At 47.5% G+C, this 24,276-nt stretch carries 19 protein-coding genes and 2 tRNA genes; 14 read left to right on the forward strand and 7 right to left on the reverse strand.

Annotated elements, in window-relative coordinates; translation table 11 throughout:
- Positions 1–34: 34 nt before the first annotated feature.
- Complete coding sequence (locus tag RGU75_RS17170) at positions 35–946, reverse strand: LysR family transcriptional regulator (protein ID WP_322238042.1); 912 nt, start codon at positions 944–946, stop codon at positions 35–37.
- Between the two features lie 123 nt (positions 947–1,069).
- Here RGU75_RS17170 and RGU75_RS17175 point away from each other — a divergent pair, with 123 nt between their 5' ends.
- The gene (locus RGU75_RS17175; RefSeq protein WP_322238044.1) at positions 1,070–1,837 is read left to right on the forward strand and encodes an SDR family NAD(P)-dependent oxidoreductase; all 768 of its coding nucleotides are present in this window, start codon (positions 1,070–1,072) and stop codon (positions 1,835–1,837) included.
- 929 nt (positions 1,838–2,766) lie between these two features.
- Here the strand turns inward: RGU75_RS17175 and RGU75_RS17180 are convergent.
- Both RGU75_RS17180 and RGU75_RS17185 read right to left on the reverse strand, forming a co-directional pair.
- Positions 2,767–2,843, reverse strand: a tRNA-Arg gene (locus RGU75_RS17180).
- Positions 2,844–3,131: 288 nt separating this feature from the next.
- Positions 3,132–3,208: transfer RNA gene (locus RGU75_RS17185), tRNA-Arg, on the reverse strand.
- Positions 3,209–3,504: 296 nt separating this feature from the next.
- Here RGU75_RS17185 and RGU75_RS17190 point away from each other — a divergent pair.
- From RGU75_RS17190 to RGU75_RS17210, 5 genes are all read left to right on the forward strand, one after another.
- Positions 3,505–4,041 (forward strand): iron transporter, encoded by a 537-nt coding sequence (locus RGU75_RS17190; RefSeq protein WP_322238046.1) that lies wholly within the window; start codon positions 3,505–3,507, stop codon positions 4,039–4,041.
- An 88-nt stretch (positions 4,042–4,129) separates the two neighbouring features.
- Positions 4,130–4,465 (forward strand): cupredoxin domain-containing protein, encoded by a 336-nt coding sequence (locus RGU75_RS17195; protein ID WP_322238048.1) that lies wholly within the window; start codon positions 4,130–4,132, stop codon positions 4,463–4,465.
- Between the two features lie 176 nt (positions 4,466–4,641).
- Entirely contained in the window at positions 4,642–5,481 is an 840-nt protein-coding gene (locus tag RGU75_RS17200) for an FTR1 family iron permease (RefSeq protein ID WP_322238050.1), read from the forward strand.
- A gap of 73 nt (positions 5,482–5,554) precedes the next feature.
- Positions 5,555–6,895, forward strand: a complete 1,341-nt coding sequence (locus RGU75_RS17205) for a 4Fe-4S binding protein (protein WP_322240623.1) — start codon at positions 5,555–5,557, stop codon at positions 6,893–6,895.
- 380 nt (positions 6,896–7,275) lie between these two features.
- Positions 7,276–8,286, forward strand: coding sequence for a bile acid:sodium symporter family protein (locus RGU75_RS17210; RefSeq protein ID WP_322238051.1), 1,011 nt, complete (start codon positions 7,276–7,278; stop codon positions 8,284–8,286).
- Positions 8,287–8,452: 166 nt separating this feature from the next.
- Here RGU75_RS17210 and RGU75_RS17215 read toward each other — a convergent pair whose 3' ends face one another.
- Positions 8,453–9,502, reverse strand: coding sequence for an NADP(H)-dependent aldo-keto reductase (locus RGU75_RS17215; protein ID WP_322238052.1), 1,050 nt, complete (start codon positions 9,500–9,502; stop codon positions 8,453–8,455).
- 324 nt (positions 9,503–9,826) lie between these two features.
- A complete protein-coding gene (locus tag RGU75_RS17220) occupies positions 9,827–11,119 on the reverse strand; it encodes an MFS transporter (RefSeq protein ID WP_322238053.1) in 1,293 nt (430 codons plus the stop codon).
- Between the two features lie 654 nt (positions 11,120–11,773).
- On the opposite strand from RGU75_RS17220, the gene RGU75_RS17225 reads away from it, so the two are divergent.
- From RGU75_RS17225 to RGU75_RS17245, 5 genes are all read left to right on the forward strand, one after another.
- Positions 11,774–11,977: a cold-shock protein gene (locus RGU75_RS17225; protein WP_010398811.1), complete on the forward strand. Its 204-nt coding sequence runs from the start codon at positions 11,774–11,776 to the stop codon at positions 11,975–11,977.
- Between the two features lie 692 nt (positions 11,978–12,669).
- Positions 12,670–13,839, forward strand: coding sequence for an ABC transporter substrate-binding protein (locus tag RGU75_RS17230; protein ID WP_322238054.1), 1,170 nt, complete (start codon positions 12,670–12,672; stop codon positions 13,837–13,839).
- Positions 13,840–14,004: 165 nt separating this feature from the next.
- Positions 14,005–14,895 (forward strand): branched-chain amino acid ABC transporter permease, encoded by an 891-nt coding sequence (locus tag RGU75_RS17235; RefSeq protein ID WP_322238055.1) that lies wholly within the window; start codon positions 14,005–14,007, stop codon positions 14,893–14,895.
- Positions 14,896–14,897: 2 nt separating this feature from the next.
- Complete coding sequence (locus RGU75_RS17240) at positions 14,898–16,889, forward strand: branched-chain amino acid ABC transporter ATP-binding protein/permease (protein WP_322240626.1); 1,992 nt, start codon at positions 14,898–14,900, stop codon at positions 16,887–16,889.
- 1 nt (position 16,890) lies between these two features.
- Complete coding sequence (locus RGU75_RS17245) at positions 16,891–17,613, forward strand: ABC transporter ATP-binding protein (RefSeq protein ID WP_322238056.1); 723 nt, start codon at positions 16,891–16,893, stop codon at positions 17,611–17,613.
- Positions 17,614–17,724: 111 nt separating this feature from the next.
- On the opposite strand, the gene RGU75_RS17250 is transcribed toward RGU75_RS17245, so the two are convergent.
- Together RGU75_RS17250 and RGU75_RS17255 are read right to left on the reverse strand one after the other, a co-directional pair.
- Positions 17,725–18,459 (reverse strand): TerC family protein, encoded by a 735-nt coding sequence (locus RGU75_RS17250; protein ID WP_322238057.1) that lies wholly within the window; start codon positions 18,457–18,459, stop codon positions 17,725–17,727.
- Positions 18,460–19,016: 557 nt separating this feature from the next.
- The gene (locus tag RGU75_RS17255) at positions 19,017–19,922 is read right to left on the reverse strand and encodes a LysR family transcriptional regulator (RefSeq protein WP_322238058.1); all 906 of its coding nucleotides are present in this window, start codon (positions 19,920–19,922) and stop codon (positions 19,017–19,019) included.
- 448 nt (positions 19,923–20,370) lie between these two features.
- Between RGU75_RS17255 and aceB the strand changes: the two genes are divergently transcribed.
- From aceB to hmpA, 3 genes are all read left to right on the forward strand, one after another.
- The gene (gene aceB / locus RGU75_RS17260; RefSeq protein WP_322238059.1) at positions 20,371–21,957 is read left to right on the forward strand and encodes a malate synthase A; all 1,587 of its coding nucleotides are present in this window, start codon (positions 20,371–20,373) and stop codon (positions 21,955–21,957) included.
- Positions 21,958–22,212: 255 nt separating this feature from the next.
- A complete protein-coding gene (locus tag RGU75_RS17265) occupies positions 22,213–22,674 on the forward strand; it encodes an Rrf2 family transcriptional regulator (protein ID WP_322238060.1) in 462 nt (153 codons plus the stop codon).
- A 100-nt stretch (positions 22,675–22,774) separates the two neighbouring features.
- Complete coding sequence (gene hmpA, locus RGU75_RS17270; RefSeq protein WP_322238061.1) at positions 22,775–24,010, forward strand: NO-inducible flavohemoprotein; 1,236 nt, start codon at positions 22,775–22,777, stop codon at positions 24,008–24,010.
- The last annotated feature ends 266 nt before the right edge of the window (positions 24,011–24,276 follow it).

Consider the following 24,276-nt stretch of genomic DNA (forward strand, 5'->3'; position numbering starts at 1 on the left):
GACGAAGCTAAATATGATGACATGGCACTGCATGTCACCTCAGTTTAATCAAATAAGGTGTGAGGATGTCCGTCAGCCAGCGCATTACAGCCTGAACGCGTGGCGCAAGCTGGTGGCGATTGGCATATAGCAGTGAAACTGGCATCGGGCACGCGGTGAACTCTGGCAGTACGAGAACTAATGACCCTTGATCAACCAATCGCTGGAGGCCAAGTGTTGGTGCCTGAATGAAGCCTAAACCGGTTAAAGCGGCTGCCTGATAGGCATCGGTGCCAATTACTGAGACCGCAGCGGTCATCGGTAATGTTTTGTAGGTGTTGTTGGTACGATCGAAATACTCCCATCTCGCATCGTTCGACGTCAGATTTGGCGTGTAGTGGACGATGCGGTGTTGTGTCAGATCGGCGAGTGTCTGAGGCACGCCGTGCTGGCTTAGGTAGTCTGGACTAGCCGCGTTTGACATCTGCATCAGTCCGATAGGACGGGCGACCAGGTCGGAGTTTTCTAGTGCGCCTACGCGCAAGATGCAGTCGAATCCTTCCTGGATCAGATCTACGCGGCGGTCGGTTGTACTAATGCCGATTTCTAGTCCCGGATGCGCGCTCAGAAATTCTGGCAGACGCGGAATGATGACATCGCGGGCGAAGATGTTCGGCATGTCGATTCTGAGTCGTCCGGTGAGACCTCCTGAAGTGGGTTGAAACATGACCTGAAGTTGTTCCGCTTCAATCAGCAACTCCTTGCAGCGATCAAGAAAGCGTTTGCCATCTTCTGTCAGGCGCACGCTACGCGTCGTTCGTTGTAGCAGCCGAGTACCAAGGCGCGCTTCTAGCTGTTGGATAGATGTCGATACATGTCCCTTCGCCAGCCCCAATTGTTCTGCGGCGCGGCTGAAGCTGGCTAAGTCGGCGACTCTTGAAAAGATCCGAAGTTCATCAAAATCCATGGCTACACGACCTCGATTGTTTTTATAAAAGAACAGTGTAACCAGTTTTGATGGCTTTATCCTCGGTCAGGAAATGATTAAAGTTCAGCTATCGCAACCTGTTTCAACAACTAAGGATTCCCAATGACTATTCAAACTTCTCCAATAGCGCTTATTACCGGGGCTAGCCGCGGTCTCGGGCGCAACACGGCGCTGAAGCTGGCCGAACGCGGCGTTGATGTGATCGTTACCTACAAGGGTAACGAAGTTGAGGCAGAAGCTGTGGTTCAACAGATTCAGGCGCAAGGTCGTCGGGCGCTGGCTCTGCAACTCGATGTCGGCGACGCGAAGTCGTTTGCGGCGTTTGCCGATGCGGTAAAGACTGCGCTGGCGACTACTTGGCAGCGTGATCGATTTGATTTTCTCGTTAATAACGCCGGTGTTGGCTACCATGCAAGCCTGGCAGAAACCACTGAAGAACAGTTCGACATGCTGTTTAATATCCATCTGAAGGGCCCATTTTTCCTGACGCAGAAACTGCTGCCGCTGATGAATGACGGCGGTCGTATTGTAAATATCTCATCCGGTCTGACCCGCTTTACGTTTCCCGGGCTTGCTGCCTATGCTGCAATGAAGGGCGGCGTCGAGGTGCTGACGCGGTACATGGCCAAGGAACTTGGCACACGCGGTATCGCCGTTAATACGCTGGCGCCGGGCGCGATTGAAACGGATTTCGGCGGTGGCATGGTGCGTGATAACGCGGAGATGAATGCGGCTGTAGCGAGCCAAACTGCGCTAGGACGTGTCGGTTTGCCGGATGACATCGGCGGGGCTGTCGCAGCCTTGCTCTCTGCGGACAATCGCTGGGTAAATGCGCAGCGTGTCGAAGTCTCGGGCGGCATCTTCATCTAACCGCTAGCTAGAATTTCGGTGGGTTTTAACCGCCCGGCCCGAATGTATCTTGACCATTTTTTTGCGTACAAAAGTGAGACCAAACCTTGGCGTTGTTTAGCTAAAGAGTAATGCCGTCTGAGGCGGTATTTAAAAGTTGAAAGTATCTGAAAGCCCGCTGAGATGCGGGCTTTTTTTTGAATCAATTTGATCGAATGGCAGGCTTGGAAATCCTCAATAGCGCTTAAAAAAAAGTTTATTGAAGTTTTTTGGGGATTCACTATATGGCGCGCTAGACATCGCGTTAGTAAAAGTTGGCATCCCAGTCGCACCACCGCATGTCACTTTGCTTTACGACAACTGCTTTATTTCTAATCGATCAATTGAACCTACTAGCTAGACAGTGCGTGAATGCATTTTGGTCCATAGTTTATTCTGATGTACGCATCATGTTCCGTTGGCATGGTGGACGCTTTTGCCGTGATGCATCAAGCCGCGTCTGCGCTTTCTTGCTCGCCATTAACATTCTCCTCCAGAGTATTTTTCGATGTAACGCTAATTAGATTGTTTGCAGCGATTTCGCTCAACAAGTTCTCGAGTCGATGCGCGGCAAGCATAAAACGCATGTTTTCGTTTGGCAGCGTGAGTGTAGGCCCGATTCTAAAAAAAAAGGACCGCCGATGGAGATGACGATCCACGCCATTCTCGGGCACGCAAAGGAACCTCTGTTCTTGCACTACAATGTTGCTCAAATTCTGGAAATGGACGAGGCGTTGCAAGAAATTAAGAGTGAGTAAGGGAGTAAAAAAGCCGACATGCGCACGCTGCGTCTTCGACTGGCGCAACGAACAGCCACTCAATGAAAAACATGACCCATTCAAAAGTCACTCAAGCAAAAAAAAGGGGATTAACGCTTTTAGCGCTAACCCCTTAATTTCACAACGTATTACTGGTGCGGCTGGCAGGAATCGAACCCACGACCCCTTGGTTCGTAGCCAAGTACTCTATCCAGCTGAGCTACAGCCGCGAAAGATCGACATTGTATATGGGTTTTATGTAAATAGGGAGAAACTTTTTTAAAAATTTAAATGTGCGAAATGCGGTGCAATTTATCAGCCGTATGCGAGCTTAAATGCCGGATTAATTGCGCGTTGATTCCCGTGCTAAATGGCATTAGCGAGGTATCTGCGCACATGCCGGAGTATTAAATAAGGGAATCTTGTGGCGTGATATTTGATGCGGAGGAGGGTGTTATTTATCGACGCCGTAAACCAGAAAAGAGTTGCAAGATTTCTCTTGCAACTCTTTTGTTTTCTGGTGCGGCTGGCAGGAATCGAACCCACGACCCCTTGGTTCGTAGCCAAGTACTCTATCCAGCTGAGCTACAGCCGCGAAAGAAAAAATTATAGCCGAGGTGGCGTGATTTTGGAAGGGGTAAATTGCGAATGAATCATTATTGTTAAAAAAATCTACATTTTTCTGAATCGGGATAAATTTTAATCGTCAAAGCCCGTCCGGTAAAGAAGGGGTAATCGCCGCTATAGCGTTAGTACCTCACATTGGTAAGCGCGCATGGACCGCCATATTCTTTGAGGGGAAGCGGTTTTATGATGGCGGTGATACAATCAAACAATAATCATTATCATTTACTATTCTGAAAGAGCAACATAATGGGAGCGAAATCTAATATGAAATTTTTGACCTTGGCGATGTTGTTTACTGCGGGCTTTACAAATAGCGCCTTAGCTGCGGAATATCCAATCGGCAAACAGCAAATCATGAACGGAATTGAAGTCGCTGCGGTTTATTTGCAGCCTATCAAGATGGAACCAGAAGGCATGATGCGCAAGGCAGAGTTATCAGATATCCATGTCGAGGCAGACATTCGTGCCGTAAAAGATAACCCTAATGGTTTCGCTGAAGGGGACTGGATGCCGAATTTGGTTATCTCGTATCAGTTCACAAAAGTGGGATCAAAAGAAGTCATCAAAGGCGACATGATGCCGATGGTAGCGAACGACGGTCCGCATTATGGCGATAACGTCAAGTTGGCAGGTCCCGGTAAATATACGTTGATTATGAAAATCTCACCGCCGTCTGCGAATGCGGCAGCGCACTTTGGTCGGCATGTAGATAAGGAAACCGGCGTTAGCGCCTGGTTCAAACCGTTTGAGGTCAAGAATGATTTCGTTTTTGCCGGCGTCGGTAAAAAGGGCGGCTATTAATAGATAATGCTGTTGCTAAATCGGCATGTAACACCATGTGCTTCTTTAGTAACCTCAAGTGGACGTTTTCCGATCAGGAGTCATATCGATGTTTGTACAAAATTTACGTGGTGTGCTGGCTATTGGTTTGCTGTGCACCGCAGGCTTTTCGTCCGCTGTAGATTTACCTACTTTTAGGTTGGAGATGAAAGATGGCGTCTTAAACCCGGCGCGAATTGAAGTTCCGGCTGGTCAGAAAATTAAGATCGAAGTGCACAACACCGGCTCTTCCGCGGTGGAATTTGAGAGCGTTCAGTTACGCAAAGAAAAAGTTTTAGGACCCGGCGCACAGTCATTTATCGTGATTGCGCCGCTGTCACCTGGTGAGTACAAATTTTTTGATGATTTTCATTTAAGTGCAAAGGGCTTGATTGTCGCCAAATAAAGTTATTCGGAGCCTGACACCATTAATTTGAATTGACAAAAAACAGGTTTTTTAGTTGATATTTTTTGTAATCTCAATAGGAGAGTTTTTGTCGGGTTCATAACCGAAGCGGCGCTGGAAATCGCTCAAATGTTTAATGTTTATACCTTGTTAACGATGTAATGGAGAATTAAGCGATGGGTCAAGTTTTGTTCATCGTCTGGCGCGAGAGCGTTGAGGCTTTGCTAGTGGTTGGCATATTACACGCTTGGTTGGCTAACGGCGGAGCGGAAACGCGCCGTGGCCTGCCTTATTTGTGGGCCGGTGTCGGCATCGGCATCATTGCGGCGATCGGCCTAGGTGCTGCGTTGCTGGGTTTTAGCGAAATTCTGTCAGGAGATTCGCAAGACTATTTTCAGATAGCGATGGTATTGATAGCGGCGGTATTGATCGTGCAGATGGTGTACTGGATGCGCAAACATGGTCGTACGATGAAGCGCGAAATGGAAACCTCGTTGAAAGCCAACTTAAAGGCTGCTAACTGGTGGGGCGTGACGGTACTGGCGGCGTTGGCTATCGCACGCGAAGGTAGCGAGACGGTGATTTTCCTGTATGGCATTAAACAGAGCGAGCATAACAGTCTCCAGATGCTGATATTGGCTGCAATAATCGGGTTTGGACTAGCCGTTTTGACGTTCTATCTTCTGCAATTAGGCGGCAAGATTTTTTCCTGGCGTCGATTCTTTCAGGTGACCGAAACCATGCTGTTATTTTTGGCGGCGGGATTATTACTCACCGGCGTTGAGCGCCTGATGTCGCTAGACATTGTTCCCACGTTGATCGATCCGATCTGGAATAGCGCATGGTTGCTCGATGACAGCAGTACTTTCGGCAATTTGGTTGGCACCTTAACCGGCTATCGTGCTCAACCGGCATTGATGAGTTTACTGGTCTACATTGGCTATTGGGTGGTAGTGTCACTGTTTTTAAAACGTGCCGCGCCAAAAAGCACCGCACAGGCTAAGCTGGCAACCTAAACTCATGAGCTCTTGCACTACATCAACTGCATCGCCGACGTCGCCAACCCGCTTGGCACGCGTCGGCGAGTGGATGCGCCTCAATGCACCGCTCATCCGTGGCATCCAATGGGGCGTCGTTCTCATTTACGCATTGCTGATTCTGGTACCAATTTTTCTACCGCTACCCGATGAAACGGCGCACATCTGGTCCAACCTGACCTTAATTGCGCAGTTTGCATTTTGGGGAGTATGGTGGCCTTTCGTGTTAATCAGTATGGTGTTGATGGGGCGTGTCTGGTGCGGCGTATTATGTCCTGAAGGTGCACTGACTGAATTTGCCAGCCGGCATGGCCTCTTTAAGCCGATTCCACGCTGGATGCGTTGGGGTGGATGGCCATTTGTGGCTTTTGCGCTCACGACGGTTTATGGACAAATGGTAAGTGTCTATCAATATCCCAAGGCGGTTCTACTTGTATTGGGCGGTTCGACCTTTGGTGCGATTATCGTTGGATATCTTTATGGTAGGGAAAAGCGCGTTTGGTGCAAATACCTTTGCCCTGTCAATGGTGTGTTCGGCTTGTTGGCAAAATTGGCGCCTTTTCATTACAAGGTTAATGAGGCGGCCTGGCGTGCTTCGTACAATACGCACGGTAAGAAAACGATTGCCATTAATTGTGCACCGCTGGTGCCTTTGCGTGCAATGACGGGTGCTGCCGATTGCCATATGTGCGGACGCTGTAGCAATCATCGCGAGGCGATCACATTAACATGGCGTCCTCCGACATTAGAGATAGTCTCTCTGGGCGAAAAGCAAAATAGCCTGTGGGAAAGTGCTTTAGCACTTTATGGCCTGATGGGAATAGCGATTGGTGCATTCCACTGGTCGGCAAGTCCATGGTTCATTGTGATCAAACAAGCGATTGCGACCTGGTTAATAGATCGCGACATCATGTGGCCTTTTGCGACCAATGCACCGTGGTGGATATTTACCAATTATCCTGCCCAAAGTGACGTCTTCAGTTGGTTGGATGGAAGCCTCGTAGTTGCTTACATTTTAACCACCGGCTTGGTGCTGGGGACCGTTTTGTCGTTGCTGTTTGCTTTGAGTACCCGTTTGTTGGGTAATTGGGATCGTAGCCGCTTTAATCATTTGGTACAGTCTACGATTCCTCTGGCGGGTTGCGGTGTGTTTGTGGGCTTATCCGCGACTACCATCAGCCTCTTGCGGGCCGAACATTTACCCGTGTTCTGGGCGAACGACATGCGGGCGATTCTATTGATTGCTACCACGCTGTGGAGCGTCTGGTTGGCATGGCGTGTAACTGGTCGATACGCATCAGGAACAGGGCGACGCTTACTTGGTATGGCGCCAGTAGTAGCTGCTCTCGGTGTGGTAAATTTTGCCTGGTTGCTGATGTTTTGGTTATGGTGAAAATTGCCGGGTTTGCTCAAATCACTAGGTTAACCTAACAACACCTGCTGGTGCTGGCTGCCACGGTTATCGTTTTTTATTGAAATGTAAGTATTAACATGTACTAAATGGCGCCGCTTGGTGCCATTGTTGTTTTAATCCTGCTGTAATGGGCCATTTAAACCGATTTTCCCAAGCCAGTTGATGTCTAGTCTGCAAGTTTGGTGGAGGCGGAGTAAAATGTTGACCTTAATGTGGCAAGTAGCCCACCGGCCGATCAAATCATTCAACTCGCTTAGCGGCATGGCACCGGTAATTGCATGCCGACATTTTAGCTATGCAATATTATCTGCAATATTTTGCCCGTCTTTTAATCGTTTTAATCACATTCATATCCCACCATGGTTCGTCCCCGTTTTTTGCCTGATAATTTCACTCTGATGCTTGTCACGACCGTGCTAATCGCGAGTCTTTTACCTGCTCAAGGTGAAGTCGCTCACGGATTTAGTATGTTGACGACATTTGCTATCGGGTTGCTCTTTTTTCTTCATGGAGCAAAATTGTCGCGCGAAGCGGCGATCGAAGGTGCGATGCACTGGCGTTTGCATTTAACGGTATTGGCATTTAGTTTCGTTTTATTTCCCCTTTTAGGTTTGGCATTTAAACCTATCTTCCTGCCGCTCGTGACGCCAGATTTGTATCTGGGTATTTTGTTTTTGTGCACTTTGCCATCGACTGTCCAATCCTCGATCGCCTTTACTTCCGTCGCCCGGGGTAACGTTCCAGCGGCGGTGTGCAGTGCGTCGGCATCCAATCTGATCGGGATATTTCTTACTCCTGTTCTGGTTGGTTTAATCGTCGTAGCACATGGCCAATCCCATGGTTCGTTAGATTCGATTATGAATATCGTCTATCAACTGCTGTTGCCGTTTGTAGCTGGTCAAATTGCACGACGCTGGATTGGCGTTTGGGTTGATAAACACAAAGCCCTGTTGAAGTTCGTAGATCAGGGATCGATTTTGTTAGTGGTATACACCGCATTTAGCGAGGCAGTGGTACAAGGATTATGGTCGCAGTTACCCGCAATTTCGTTGCTTGGATTACTTGTTGTATTGTCATTGTTATTGTTTGTTATGCTGGCAATAGCGACTTTTCTCAGTCGTCGCCTGGGATTTAATAAAGAAGATGAGATCACTATCGTATTTTGTGGCTCTAAGAAAAGCTTAGCCAGCGGCATACCCATGGCGAACGTATTATTTGCCAGTCACACAGTCGGGATGGTGGTATTGCCGCTGATGTTATTTCACCAAATACAATTGATGGTTTGTGCAGTTTTGGCAAAACGCTACTCTCAGCGGGCAAGGGTTATGGCTCCGCCGATTATCGTTAAGACCGATTCAACATCCGTTTGATGTTTGTATAGAGCAGATTGCTTGCGCCAATTTAGTAAGCTTGATGCGTTATTGACGGAGTGCTGAAGGCAGAAAAAATGCCTTCAGCATGTTGGCGGTACAATTCATTGACGAAAAAAGCTGTGTGCCACCCAACCAATAACGCAATGAACAACGCATATAACCATCAAGGTGCCGGATTAGGTTGGCGCGTATGAATTGCTTCGATTTCCGCCAAAATTTCCTCACTTAAAGTCACTTTGATACTGTCCAGATTGCTTTGCAATTGCGGCAGCGTAGTAGCGCCGATGATGTTACTAGTGACAAAACCGCGACTCGTTACAAAAGCCAAAGCCATTTGCGCGGGATCGAGACCGTGTTTTTGTGCAAGCGCAACGTAATCGCCAGCGACCCGATCAACTTGCGGGTTAGTGTATCGACTAAAACGCTCAAATACCGTCAAACGCCCACCGGCAGGACGCGCACCGTTTAAATATTTTCCAGATAAAACACCAAAGGCCAACGGTGAATAAGCCAGCAAGCCAATTTGCTCCCGATAAGAAAATTCGGAATGCCCAATTTCAAAAGTGCGGTTCAGCAAACTATAGGGATTTTGAATGGATACAATACGTGGCAGATCGAATTTTTCGGCAGCGCGAATAAATTGCGCAATTCCCCAAGGTGTTTCGTTCGAAATACCGATGTGACGGACTTTGCCAGATTGAATAAAATCAGCAAGGATCGTCAGCGTCTCCTCAATCGGAACAGTGTCTTCCTCCGGAAGGTGCGTGTAATTCAAATGACCGAAACAATTTACGCTACGATCCGGCCAATGCAATTGGTATAGATCGACATAATCTGTTTGCAGCCGTTCAAGACTGCCATTGAGCGCTTCGGTCAAACCTTTACGATCAAAATTATTGACGCCGCCGCGGATGTGTCGTGGATTGTGTGGTTTGCGTGCCGGACCGGTTGCTTTGGTTGCAATCAATACTTGATCGCGTTTGCCAGAATTTTTTAGCCAGGTGCCCAGATAGTTTTCAGTCAAGCCCTGTGTCTCAGGACGAGGTGGTACTGGATACATTTCGGCTGCATCGATCAGATTCACCCCATGCGCAAGCGCCATATCGATTTGAGCATGCGCTTCGGCCTCAGTATTCTGTTCTCCCCACGTCATCGTGCCGAGCGTGATCTGGCTTACTTTTAGGTTAGTGTTTCCCAGCTCGCGATATTGCATTGTATGTTCCTTTGTCGCGATGACCACTTTGAAAGGTAGGCCAACCACGATCTTGACGGTTGAAATTGACTGGAATATGGAAAGTGACTTTAGCGTTGCTGCGCCCACTGATCAGACTTATCGCGTTCATCAGTAGATTTTTCGTTAATCCTGTTGATCTTTATGTTGTGGATGGTAGTGATCTGTAACGTGCTTTCGGTCAATTTAATGCGGCGTATTAGTTGTCTTAAAGTATAGCGGTAACCAATGATCGTTGCTGGCGCAGATTATTTTTCGCGGGGCATTATGCATGCCGTCCCATGTGGCGAAGGTCAGTTTGACCACTCAATTCGATGCTCGCTTGCGCTGTGAAGGTGGCGCGTGTTCTGTTGTGGTCGATGGGTCGGTGAGTCGATCAACCTTAAATAACTCAGGGAATAATCGAATCCATAGCGCCACGACAATAATGGTGCCGATACCACCGATCATTACTGCGGGAACCGGGCCGACCCATGATGCTGTGATACCTGATTCAAATTCACCCAGCTGATTTGAGGTTCCAACGAATACAGAATTGACCGCACTGACCCTTCCCCGCATCGCGTCTGGCGTTTGAAGCTGGACAAATGAGGATCGGACGACAACGCTGATCATGTCGGATGCTCCCAGTATTACCAACGCCACAAGTGATAGTGCCATGGAGCGGGAAAGGGCAAAAACGACAGTGGCAACGCCAAAAATCGCAACGGCAATAAACATGCTGCGGCCAACGCGTTTAGTTAATGGACGACGTGTCAGATATAAACCTACGGAAAGTGCACCAATGGCAGGCGCTGAGCGAAGAAGGCCCAACCCGAGTGGGCCGGTCGCGAGTATGTCATGCGCAAAGATCGGCAATAAAGCGGTCGCACCGCCGAGCAGCACAGCGAATAAGTCGAGTGAAATAGCGCCCAAAACAGCTGGACGGCTCTTGATGAAAGCAATACCTGCAAATAGCGATGTCAAAGTTGCCGGTTCTCGTTTCGGTAAAACGGTTTCAATTCGTATACGATTGACCAATACGCTTGCGATAATAAACGCTGCGCTGCTGATGGCGTATACGGCACTTGCTCCGAGAGCATAAATAAATCCACCAAGTGCAGGGCCGATAATCACGGCGGTTTGCGTGGCGGACGCTGCCCATGCAACAGCGCGTGGTAATAGTCTCGCGGGAACCAGGCCGGGCACTAATGCTTGCATGGTGGGTGATTCAAAGGCGCGAGTGGCACCGATAATAAAGACAATGACGAAAATCGCGTCCTTTGAAAGCCATCCTTGAATGCTGCCGAGCGCCAATATGGCAGCGGCGATGCCTTCAATAAATAAACAGATACGGGCGATTTGGCGACGATCATAACGATCCGCGACATGGCCCACGACCAACGCCAGAAATAGTGCAGGAAGGAACTGAACCAGTCCGACGATGCCAAGATCGAATGCACTGCCGGTCATTTGATAAACCTGCCAACCGACTGCCACGATTTGCATTTGGTTTGCCACGGTAGAGGCTACCCTTGCGCGCCAAAATAATGAAAAAGGTAGATGACTTAAGACCGAATCAGAATCGGGAGAAGGATGCGTCTCGGTGTTGGCTGACATTGGTAAGAGTAGTTAAAACAAAAGCAGTGAAATTAAAATGAAATGTCAGTCTCATGCAAATTTACGGGGGACTGGTGCATTTTTTTGGCTAAATAGCGATTAGATACGACTGCTACTTTTATACTGAATCATTGTGTAGAAGTATGAAGAGCTGCGATTATATTACTGTATTCGATATTAATCTCTTGCTAATAAAATCTTTGATTACTAATCGTTTGATGTAGGTTCTAGATCGCTAGCTGGATGATTTTTTAGTGATGTTCGCTCTTAGAAAAAGTGCATTATCCGTATGCTTCTATTAAAAAAATGTAGGAGAAAAAGAAATTAGTTCGCCTGAAAAGTATCGAAAAAGTAGGGGGTAAATGATTTTTTTGCTATATTTTGAAAGATAATAATTGCCATTTGTTATGTTTATCAGTTATAAAGATAACAGAGCAAGAAGGTTGACTGAATTACAGGAAACTCTTTAGCTCGTATCCTAAGCATAATTAATCGAGTAATTCTTATATATTTTTAGTGTTATTCGATAATTTTCCGGTATAATACGGAATCGTTTAGGATTCGAGCTAGTGGTGCAGTATTGGTCTGTCATTCCTTTCTTGCTTTAAACGATCTAACGGGCGCAAGCCCAACTTAACTGAAATAGGAAATGTAATGGCAACTGGTATTGTTAAATGGTTCAATGATTCAAAAGGTTTTGGTTTTATTACTCCTGATGAAGGCGGTGAAGATCTGTTCGCGCATTTCTCCGCAATCCAATCTAACGGCTTCAAGTCGTTGCAAGAAAACCAACGTGTTTCTTTCGAAGTTACTGCTGGCCCTAAGGGTAAGCAAGCTTCGAACATTCAGCCTATCTAATAGCTGAATCAAGTAATTTCTAAAAATCCCCGGTGCGCTGGGGATTTTTTTCGTCTAGCTTTTCGTATTCTTTGTCCTGATCTGTCTTCCATTTCCCAAATTGCACGTTGCTATATTGTTATGTTCTCATCTTAGCTATCCAATGCCTTAACGGCGCAGTCGTTTGAAATCCGGGAAGTATTTCCCTTTCCCATCCTTATTTCAGCCATCCTAATTGGATGGCAGAATATTAACGACCTTTTTGATGTAAAAACGGCGACATTGGTTATGCTGTTTTGGTTTTAATAGGTAGAAAAAGTCGCGCAATAAGCGTTGTATCTGCACTACTAAAAAATAGTGAAATCGATTCGAAATCGTCGGACATTAAAATTTTTCACCTCATTGATGAAAAGGTTTGGGGGTGACAGCCTTGTTTGTGCGGATAGTACGTACTGTTTTTTAAAAAACATCATATTGTCAGGAACTTGTAAGGGTGGACTGAAATGCTGCGTTGTCTGATATTTTTTAGATCAAAAACTAAAACGCAGATGGTGACAAAATCGCTCGGGGAAATGCCTCAAAATTGTAGGCAATTGCAGTATCCTGCGAGTTGATGTGTAGCTAGCTAATGAGCTCCCGTCATGCCGAGGACAGCAGTTAAAAGTCAGGCACGCAGGATGAACATAATAAATAACAGGAAAGAGGAAGAGACCATGTCATATAAAACTAACGTATTCGTTGCCGCTGCTTTACTAACTTGGTCGATTGCCGGTGTTACCTCGGCTGTCGCAGCAGAGCCAATCAAGATAGGCGTCACAGGGCCATTTACCGGTGGTTCCGCACCGATGGGCGTCTCCATGCGTGACGGCGTTAAGTTGGCGGTTGCAGACATCAATGCAAAGGGCGGTCTTTTGGGACGTCAATTACAATTGGTTGAACGCGATGATGAAGCTAAAAATGAGCGCGGTGTCCAGGTAGCGCAAGAATTGATCAACAAAGAAAAGGTCGTCGCCACGGTTGGTTTTGCAAATACCGGTGTAGCCCTTGCATCGCAACGCTTCTATCAGGAAGCAAAAATTCCGGTGATGAATAGTGTTGCGACTGGCAGCATTATTACTAAACAATTTGTTGGTCCGGAAAACAAGGACAACTATATTTTCCGTACTTCTGCAAACGACACCATTCAATCAAAAATGATTGTCGACGAAGCTGTTGGACGTCAAAAATACACCAAGGTAGCGATTCTGGCTGACTCCACTAATTATGGTCAACTTGGTCGGGAAGATTTGGAAAAGGCACTTTTGGCAAACGGCATCAAGCCGGTTGCCGTAGAAAAGTACAATCTCAAAGATGTCGATATGACCGCACAATTGCTGAAGGCCAAGCAGGGCGGCGCGCAAGTAATATTGACTTACGGTATTGGACCTGAGTTGGCCCAAATCGCAAACGGCATGGAAAAGATTAACTGGAAAGTACCGATTATCGGTAGCTGGCCTTTGTCGATGGGTAATTTTATCGACAATGCAGGTAAGAACGGCGATGGTGCGCGTATGCCCCAAACTTTTATTCAGGATGGTAATACGCCGATGCGTAAAAACTTTATCCAGGCCTATCAAAAGGCCTATAAAGTAGAGCGGATGCCGTCTGCTGTTTCGGCTGCCCAAGGTTACGACTCGATCTACTTGCTCGCTGCGGCGATCAAACAGGCCGGCTCCACCGACGGCGCGAAAGTTCGGGAGGCGTTGGAAAATCTAAAGGCCCCTGTAGAAGGCGTTATCACCACTTACAATAAACCATACAGCCACGATGATCACGAGGCTATTAAGCCTACTATGGTTACGATTGGTGTAGTTAAGGATGGCCGTGTCGTTCTAGCAAAGTAACGCTATCAAGAACCGTTTATTGGCTTTGCTGTATGAACGGATATTGACGATCATGCCAGTCCTTGGGAACCGGGGGCTGGCTTTTTTTATTGCCTTATAGCTGCCGTACTAAGGTAATTTGAGATCGTATTTTTTCGTATTTTTTCGTCTTTTGGGTAAAACAACATGGAAATCTTTCTCCAGCTGGTTTTTAGCGGTGTCGCGTTGGGTATGATCTACGCGGTGATTGCTTTCGGCTATCAACTTACTTTCGCAACTTCCGGCACGCTCAATTTTGGACAGGGCGAAGCACTGATGCTAGGTGCGCTGGTCGGCTTGAGTCTGGTTGGTAATATTCACGGCGGTCCTTTTTTAAATTACTGGCTAATGATTCCGGTAGTGATTATGTTCGGCGCCTTACAAGGCGTTGTGGTCGAGTGGATAGGCGTACGCCCGGCGATCAAAATTAAGTCGGAGTTTGGCTGGATCATGTCGACCATCGCGCTCGCGATCATCTTCAGAAACGTCGCTGAAAATATCTGGGGCAAAGATGACCTGACATTCCCATCACCGCTATCGGCAACGCCTTTTCAGGTATTTGGTGCCAGTGTGCAGCCGATGCAAGTTGTTGTAGTGCTGGGTGCTCTCGGCATGATGCTAGCGGTCGAGCTATTCAATCGTAAATCTATTTATGGCAAAGCAGTTGTTGCGACCGCCAATGATCGTGACGCAGCGGGACTGATGGGCATTAACACCAGCATGGTGATTACGTTCTCCTACGCATTATCGTCCGCGACTGCCGCTTTTGCTGGCGTACTGGTGGCACCGCTGACCTTAACCGGCGCAACAATGGGTGCAGCCTTGGGTTTGAAAGCATTTGCAGTTGCCATTATTGGTGGTTTGACCTCTGGTATGGGCGCGGTGGTTGGCGGATTAATTCTGGGGATCGCCGAAACGTTGACTGGTTTTTATGTCTCGACTGGATATAAGGAAGTGCCAGGACTAGTTTTACTCCTGCTGGTCTTAGCCGTTAAACCTGCCGGTTTGTTTGGTAAAACTGCCATCAAGAAGGTGTAATGATGAGCAAAAAAATATTTGCATTAAGTTTGCTAGGGATTGTGGCATTGGGCGTTTTTCCGCTGGTATTTCATAATCCGTATTACATTCATCTGGCCGAAACCATCCTGATTTATGCCATTTTATTATTCGGCCTCGATATCGTCGTCGGGTACACCGGTCAAGTGTCGCTGGGTCATGCCGGATTATTTGGTATCGGCTCATATACAACCGGTGTTTTGGTATTTAAATTAGGTTGGCCGTTCTTGCTTGCTGCACCGGCCAGTCTGGTAGTGACGGCATTATTTGGCGCCATTATGGCCTTGCCAGCGCTGCGGGTTACCGGTCCTTATTTGGCAATGGTGACGCTCGCGTTCGGTACCATCACCGGTATATTGATCAATGAAATGTCATTTCTGACCGATGGCCCAATGGGTATCAAGCTTAGCAAACCTTCGTTCTGGGGTTACAAGCTGGATGAAGTTGAATACTTTTATCTGGTCGCTGTACTAATGGTGTTGTCGCTTCTGGTAGTGCACCGTATTCTGAAGTCGCATTTGGGCAGGGCTTTTGAAGCTTTGCGCGATAGTCCGATTGCCTCCGATTGTATGGGTGTGTCGGTGTATCGTTATAAAGTCTATGCGTTTGTTATTAGCGCTGCGTTAGCAGGTCTGGCCGGTAGCTTGTATGCGTATTCGGAAGAGTATATTTCACCGAACACTTATAACTTCGAGCTGACGATTCTGTTCTTGCTTGCTGTCATTATGGGAGGTCGCAAGAGCCGTATCGGATCGTTAATCGGCGCGTTGATTGTGGTGATGCTACCGAGTTTGTTATCCGACATTAACCTGTTTCGGGATATTGCAACTGTCATCGCCGTAGCCGGCGTGGGTTCCGGAGCGTACTTATTATTCAAAAAACGTAAAACGCCACGCGAACTCGCTGTTCCGGTTTTAGCCACTGTTGGCCTGGCTATTTTTGCCTACCGACTGGAAAATATTACCGACTGGCGTTTGACGGTATTTGGTTTAATGACGTTGTTCGTCGTGTATTACCTGCAAGATGGGATCGTCGGATTTGTGCGAGGTGTGTTTGCTAAAAAAGGTATTGCGGCCCGCAAGCCTCTTCCCGTGACGACAGTCGCAGATAATGTCTGGGCGGGTAGCGCCGGCAACGTTGAAATTGGCACTAATTTACTCAGTGCCAAACAACTTTTGATGCAATTTGGTGGTTTGAAAGCGTTGAATCAGGTTGATTTGAATATTGTGAAAGGTTCGGTGCATGGATTGATCGGTCCTAACGGTTCAGGCAAAAGTACCATGATGAACGTGTTGACCGGCATCTATAAACCGACTGCTGGCGTGGTTGAGTTTAATGGTCGCGTGATCTCTGGTACAACGCCCTCCGCCATCGCGTTGGGCGGGGTTGCACGCACATTTCAAAATGTGCAGTTGTTCGGTGAAATGACCGCGACAGAAAACGTTTTGGTTGGCTTGCATCATACGTTTCGTAGTAATGTTTTGGACGTTATGCTTAACACTCGTCGTTATCGGGAAGAAGAACAAGCTGCTCGGGTGCGGGCTGCCAGTATTTTGCAGTTTGTGGGTCTTTCCGATTTGGCTGGTGAAGAGGCGCGCAATCTTCCTTATGGCAAACAGCGTTTGCTGGAGATTGGGCGCGCATTGGGCTTAAATCCAGAACTATTGTTATTGGATGAGCCTGCTGCGGGACTGACAGCACCGGATATCGTGGAGTTAATTGCGATCATTCATAAGATTCGTGACCACGGCATTACCATCATCCTGATTGAACATCATATGGATGTGGTAATGACTATTTCAGACACCGTCACGGTGCTCGATTTCGGACAGAAAATAGCTGAAGGCAAACCTGCCGCTGTGCAAGCCGATCCTGCTGTGATCGAAGCATACCTTGGAGGTAATGTTAGCGATGAAGAAGTCGCTCATGCGCCGACCACATCCACACCATTAACATCCAGCGAAGCGGGGGCTTGAAATGCTATCAATTTCTAATCTACACGCCGCTTACGGCAAAGTTGAAGTTTTGCATGGTATTTCTTTAGAGGTACCCAAGGGAAAAGTAGTGACGTTGGTCGGCTCCAATGGTGCTGGCAAAACGACTACGATGCGTGCCATTTCGGGCATGCTCAAGCCGCGTATGGGTACCATTACGTTGGGTGGCAAGGATGTTACCGGACTTGACTCGCATAAAATTGCCCGTGCCGGACTAGCCCATTCGCCTGAGGGACGGCGAGTGTTTGCGACGATGAGCGTGACAGACAATTTGTTGTTAGGCGCGTTTCCACGTTTCACCAAAGCGCGCCCGCGCGGCGATATAGCGCACGATCTTGAGAAGGCGTTGGAGCTTTTTCCTCGCTTGAAAGAGAGGCAAACGCAGCTGGCTGGGACTTTGTCCGGTGGTGAGCAACAGATGTTGGCGATGGCGCGCGCGGTGATGCTCAATCCAGAAGTCATTTTGCTGGATGAGCCATCGATGGGGCTTGCCCCGATTTTGGTGGAGGAAGTGTTCCGCATCATCATGCGTCTAAAAGAGCAGGGGATCACGATGCTGCTGGTTGAGCAATTTGCTGCTGCTGCTTTGAACGTTGCGGACTATGGTTATGTGTTGGAAAATGGTCGTATTTCCGTGCACGGACCGGCTGAAAAGCTGCGAAATGATCCAGCGGTGCAGGCTGCTTATCTAGGCGGTGGTCACTAGCGCTTGTTGTTCTAATGTAGTCGGATATCATCTATTTAACTAAAAAAATGCCCCGCGACCTCAAACCTGAGGGGCGGGGCGTTTTGTTATCCAGAACCCTAACTATTAGTTTTAACCATTATTTGCTGGTCCCGTATGGACAGATTTGCTGTTTTTGGATGCCATCCATCCGCCACCTAATACCACCGCCATTCCAACGATATAGGCGATATAAGTAAGCCAAGGTACGCTATTCCAGAAGTCTGCAATCAACGGTTCAGTGATAATCATATGTATTGCGGTGTAGACCAAAATCGCTGCACCGACGTAGATCGTAACGGGAAACTTCTCAATCAGTTTTAATGCCAATGTCGATCCCCACACCATAATCGGTACCGAAATCAGCAAGCCGACGATGACCAGAAAAATACTCCCGTGCGCAGCCCCAGCCACTGCGAGAACATTATCGATTCCCATGACAGTATCGGCAATAATGATGGTTTTCAGCGCCACAGCCATACTATTGATTTTACTTCCGTCAATATTGTGAGCACTTGAATCGCTTAGTAAGCGATAAGCAATCCACAGCAGCGCAGCGCCACCGAGTAACAGCAAGCCCGGAATTTTCAACAGCCATACGACCGCAATAGTCATTAATACGCGCGTAATGACAGCGCCTAAGGTTCCCCAGATAATGGCTTTTTTGCGTAAATGATCGGGTAGATTACGAGCGGCCATCGCGATCACAATAGCGTTATCACCCGCAAGAACCAGATCAATGACGACGATCGATAAGAGCGCCGTAAAAAATTTGGCCATATCCCAATCGGCCATACCCAAGGTTGCTAATAAACTTGAAAAATCCATAAAATCTCCGTCGACATAAATGTAAGGTGAAAGCCGTAAATAATAGTAATTTCGACTCTAATCTCGAACAGAATGGAGGATGACAGGATTGGTGAGGAGAACACACGACACAATGCCTGCATGGATTCCATGCTGACAAAGGTCTTGCTCAACAGATCAGATCAATCTGCCATGGTAACCGGGTGCAAGCGTTGTGCTTGTTCCGTGATGACGACTACCGTGTAAAGCGTTGACGTCGCAGATATGATCTTGACGTTGACGCTTGAGAGCTACTCCCCTTTGGAGGGCGGAACCAAATGTGACTCCGCTGACGGCAGTGTACTACATTAACAATTAAATCCACGAAATAATGATAGGACTTACGCAAAATCGCCCCAGCTGCATTGTGCTTTCCTTGCCGCACTCGCGTGCTGTCTGCGTCGGCACGCCTTGCTGGGACGGTTTTGCGTAAGTCCTGTCTTACTTGAGAGATATGCAAACGCCTTTGCTGGGATGGTTTTGTGAGGTGTTGTTAGAGGGAAATATCGATAAAATGTTATCTTCTCAATATGCACATCTCAGCCCTTACGCCAATAATCTGCTTGCGCGTACGCATGCCGCAAAAAATCTACGAAGGCGCGTATTCGCAAGGGTAAATGTCGTCGTTGTGCGAATACTGCGTAAATGTCATTACCGGGCGCAGCAAATTCGTCCATTACTGTAACAAGTTGGCCTGATTCTATCTCGGTGCCAACTTCCCACATTGAACGCCATGCCAGTCCTTTGCCGCTGATCGCCCAGTCGTGCAATACCTGACCGTCGTTACAAAATAAATTGCCTGCTACCTTCATCGTCACGACTTTACCATTTTGGCGAAAAACCCAGCCGCGCTGGCTACCGTCGCCACTCATGGCAAGACAATTATGTTTCGCCAGGTCGTCCAATGATTGCGGTTTGCCATGGCGTTTGATGTAAGCGGGGGATGCCACGACGACGCGCTTGTTATCGGCTAATTTAGTGCCGATCAGGGTTGAGTCGGATAGCGAAGCAATGCGTATGGCGACATCGACGCCTTCGCCAATCAGATCCACCACGCGATCATTCAGATTGAGGGTGAGCGTTACATCGCGATGCTCGGTTAAAAACGAAGGCATCAACGGCGCCACGTGCTGACGACCAAAGCCCGCAGGTGCAGAAATCAGCAAATGACCGCTCGCGTGTGCGCTGCGTTCAGAGACTGCGGATTCCGCATCTTCCAGATCGGAAAGAATCCGCTGGCAGTCCTCCAAAAAAGCCTCGCCTTCGTTGGTAAGCGCAATCTTGCGCGTGGTGCGCTGGAGTAATTTGACGCCAAGGCGTTCTTCCAAGGCATCCAGACGGCGTCCAATCATGGCTGGCGCTATTCCTTCAGCGCGCGCCGCTGCGGACAAACTGCCTTTGGCAGCAATCTCTACAAAAGTCGAAATTTGCTTGAATTGGTCCATCGCGTGATTCTCTTTCTTTTTGTCGCGGACTTACACTTGCCACTGTCTTTACGAAATTGCACGCAAATGATTTTGTCTGGATCCTTACAAGTTTTGGCCACTTGTGACTAAAACGCATAGATCATATGATAAATGATTCCACCTATGATGATTTAGTTTAAATATACTCTATAACGTAAAATCGTTAGAATGCTATTCCAACTTTTGAATACTCAACATGGTGCAATAGCGAATGTAGCAGCGCACAATACGGGATTCGCGCAGCATATTAACGAGGATTTACGCAAAACCTTAAAGCGGATTCATACCTACCGGCTTTATATTCACTTTATCGTTATGCCTCGCAGAGACATTTGGCGTAAGTCTGCTTAAGAGAAGCAAAAACGTAAAAAGCGATTTGAAACACCGAATTAAATACCGAATCAAATTTCAAAAACAGGAGCGATGTATGACACAACTGACACTACCAGCAGGATTAGAAATTAACGGCGCAATTCAAGCTGGATATGAAGAAATTTTGACGCCAGACGCATTGGCGCTGGTTGCAAAACTAAGCCGCGCCTTCGAATCGCGTCGCCAGGAATTGTTGGCGGTTCGCGTTGAGCGCGCAAAGCGTCTTGACGCTGGTGAGCGCCCAGATTTTCTGGCCGATACTGCGCATATCCGTAATGGCGACTGGAAGATCGCACCGATTCCACAAGCGCTGGAATGCCGTCGCGTAGAAATTACTGGTCCAGTTGAACGCAAAATGGTCATCAATGCTTTCAACTCTGGCGCTGACAGCTACATGACCGACTTCGAAGATTCGAACTCGCCAGTCTGGGATAACCAGATCACCGGCCAGATCAATCTGCGGGATGCGATTCGTAAGACAATCTCGCTCGAACAGAACGGCAAATCATACAAACTCAACGACAAAGTAGCGACGTTGGTTGTGCGTCCGCGCGGTTGGCATCTGGATGAAAAACACGTATTGGTCGATGGCAAACGTGTCTCAGGCGGTATTTTTGATTTCGCTCTTTTCATGTTTCACAATGCCAAAGAACAATTGGCACGCGGCGCTGGCCCGTATTTCTATTTGCCAAAGCTGGAATCGCACATTGAAGCGCGTCTGTGGAATGACATTTTCGTCATGACTCAAAACGAACTTGGTTTGCCACAAGGCACGATCAAGGCCACCGTATTGATCGAGACCATTCTGGCCGCGTTCGAAATGGATGAAATCTTGTATGAACTGCGTGAACACAGTGCTGGTCTCAATGCTGGCCGTTGGGATTACATTTTCTCGTGCATCAAGAAATTCAAGCTAGACAAAGATTTCTGTCTGGCTGATCGCGCCAAAGTCACCATGACAGCACCGTTCATGCGCTCTTACGCGTTGCTATTGTTGAAAACTTGCCACAAGCGCAATGCGCCAGCAATTGGCGGCATGGCCGCATTGATCCCGATCAAGAACGATCCAGAGAAGAACGACATCGCCATGGGCGGTGTGCGCACTGACAAGGCACGCGATGCCACTGACGGCTATGACGGTGGTTGGGTTGCCCATCCAGGTCTGGTCGAGCTGTCGATGGCCGAGTTCAAAAAAGTCCTGGGCGACAAGCCAAATCAAATCAGCAAGCAACGCGATGACGTCAATGTTACTGCGGCTGAATTGCTAGACTTTAAACCAGAAGCGCCAATCACTGAAGCGGGTCTGCGGTACAACATCAACGTTGGTATCCATTACCTCGGTGCCTGGTTGTCTGGCAATGGTTGCGTGCCGATTCATAACCTGATGGAAGATGCCGCGACAGCAGAAATCAGCCGTGCGCAAGTCTGGCAATGGATTCGTTCCACCAAAGGCGTCCTCGACAATGGCAAGAAAGTCACCGCCGAGATGGTCGTTGCGATGATTCCGGAAGAGTTGGCCAAGGTCAAAGAACTGGTCGGTAATGGTCCAACATATGACCGCGCTGCTAAAATCTTTGAAGAAATGTCGACCTCGTCTTCTTTCGCCGAGTTCCTGACATTGCCGCTATACGAAGAAATCTAATGTGACATCGGCCTTTGGGTCGATTCAACGTTAAAAAGCCGATCTTAGGATCGGTTTTTTTTATTGGCGTTTGTATTTTCTTAATCGTGATTAATAAAATTTCAAAATTTAAATTTAAACATTTCAGAAAAATGAATGACATGAAAATTGATTAAGGAAGCGTATTTACGTTCTTATTGTTGCATTTAAAATGTATCTTACGTATGATGCCTTTATCGACTATTTTTTAACTGCCACACCCAACGTTTCCGTCCTATGCAACTTACTAAATTTACCGACTTTGGACTACGTATTCTGATGTATCTGGCCTCAATACCCGAGCAGGATCTTGTAACTGTGGGTGAACTGGCGCATCGTTTTGACATTCCAAAGAATCACTTGAATAAAGTGGTGAATAAGATGGTTAAACAAGACTGGATAATCGCTACGCCCGGACGTAATGGTGGTATTCGAATGGCGCAAGCCCCGCAAACATTACATTTAGGCGATATTTTGAGTGTGATGGAGGGGCATACACAACTTGTCGATTGTGAGCAGCCTTTGTGTATTTTAAAAGGAAATTGTTATTTGAAACGGGTTCTTGATAATGGGCAACGCGCGTTTTATGCCGACATGAATCGCTATAGCCTAGCTGAGTTGGTGCAACCGGAAACCGCTGGGCCACAAACTGCTGGCATCATTGCGCGCATGCATTTTCAGCCCTCAATGGCGCAGTAAGATAGTCGTCACGCTGCAAATAGCAGTGGGATTTTGTTATTTATGCAACGCCTTTTTTTCTTCATATTGTAGTATTTTAAATGTAACAATAGGAGTATTTATGATTTCTGCTAATGCCCGTCCTTACATTGATGCCTCCGTTCCCGTTTTGCGGGAGTATGGCGTTGCTATTTCTACCTGTTTTTATGCTCGTTTGTTTGAGGCGCATCCTGAACTAAAGAATATTTTCAATATGGCGAATCAGAAAAATGGCAGCCAACAGCAAGCGTTAGCAAGCGCATTATTTGCTTATGCCGCCAACATTGATAATGCTGATGCGCTTACCCCGGTCATCAGTCGAATCGTGCAAAAACATGTCAGCCTTGGTATCCGCGCGGAGCATTATCCTATCGTTGGCCATCATTTACTCGCTGCTATCGGCGAAGTACTCGGTAAGTCGGCAACCCCAGAATTGATCGCGGCGTGGGCCGAGGCTTATGATGCGTTAGCTAGCGCGTTTATTGGCGAAGAAAAGAAGTTGTATGCGTCGCACCAGATTGAACCAGGTCAACTACGTGAGATGGTCGTCACTCACAAGAAAAAAGAAAGTCAAACGGTCACCTCTTTTTATTTGGAGTCGGTAGATGGATTACCCTTGCCAGCCTTTCAACCAGGCCAGTACATCAGCATTGCAAGAAACGTTGTTGCGTTAAACTTAAGGCAGTTGCGGCAATACAGTTTGTCAGGCGCACCAGATCAACCATACTGGCGCATCAGTGTTAAACGCGAAGACAAGGACGAGCAAGGCAATCCCGCCGGAATGGTATCCAATCTGCTGCATGCCGAAGCTAATGTTGGCGATAAATTGTGGGTCAGTCCACCTTGCGGTGACTTTGTTATGGACAAAAATATTCGGACACCGTTGGTATTGATTAGTGCAGGTGTCGGCATCACGCCAATGATGAGTATGTTGCATGGCAGTCTTCAGCAAACTCCGGCGCGCCATGTGCATTTTTTATATGCGACCCTGGATGGGCATCATCATCCACTGAAGGCTGAATTGGCAGCATTAAGCGCATTTCAGAAATTGCCAGAACAGGCAGCCATATTGACTACCCATTTTGCGTACGCGACACCAACCGCCGAAGATCGGGCAGCCAATGATTTTGACCAGTCCGGCTATTTGGAACTGGACAAGTTGGACTCGTCGCTATTACCAAAAAATGGAGATTACTATTTGTGTGGTCCCAGCGTCTTTATGCGCATCCAGCGGCAGGCTCTGCTCGACAGAGGAATTGCGGCCAATCAAATTCGGCAGGAGATTTTTGGCCCGGCTTTACTAGAGAATTTGCAATAAAGGTATAGGCAGCATATTAATTGGTGGACACTGTTGTAACAATTTATTGGTTGCATAAAGGAAACTATAAAAGTGCAAAAATGCAGTATCCTCGCAATCTGAGATTTCATATTTGCCCAATCAGAGGATATCTATGCAACAAGTGAGACAACCAAAAGAAGAGAGAAGTAGCGTTAGGATATTTCTAATGCTGCTTTTTTTTGTCTTCAGATTTTTGGGTGTAGCCTTTAGCAGTCCCGTTGCAATGGTGTTGGCCCGAATATTGT

It is taken from the genome of Glaciimonas sp. CA11.2 (genome assembly GCF_034314045.1).
Lineage (GTDB): Bacteria > Pseudomonadota > Gammaproteobacteria > Burkholderiales > Burkholderiaceae_D > Glaciimonas.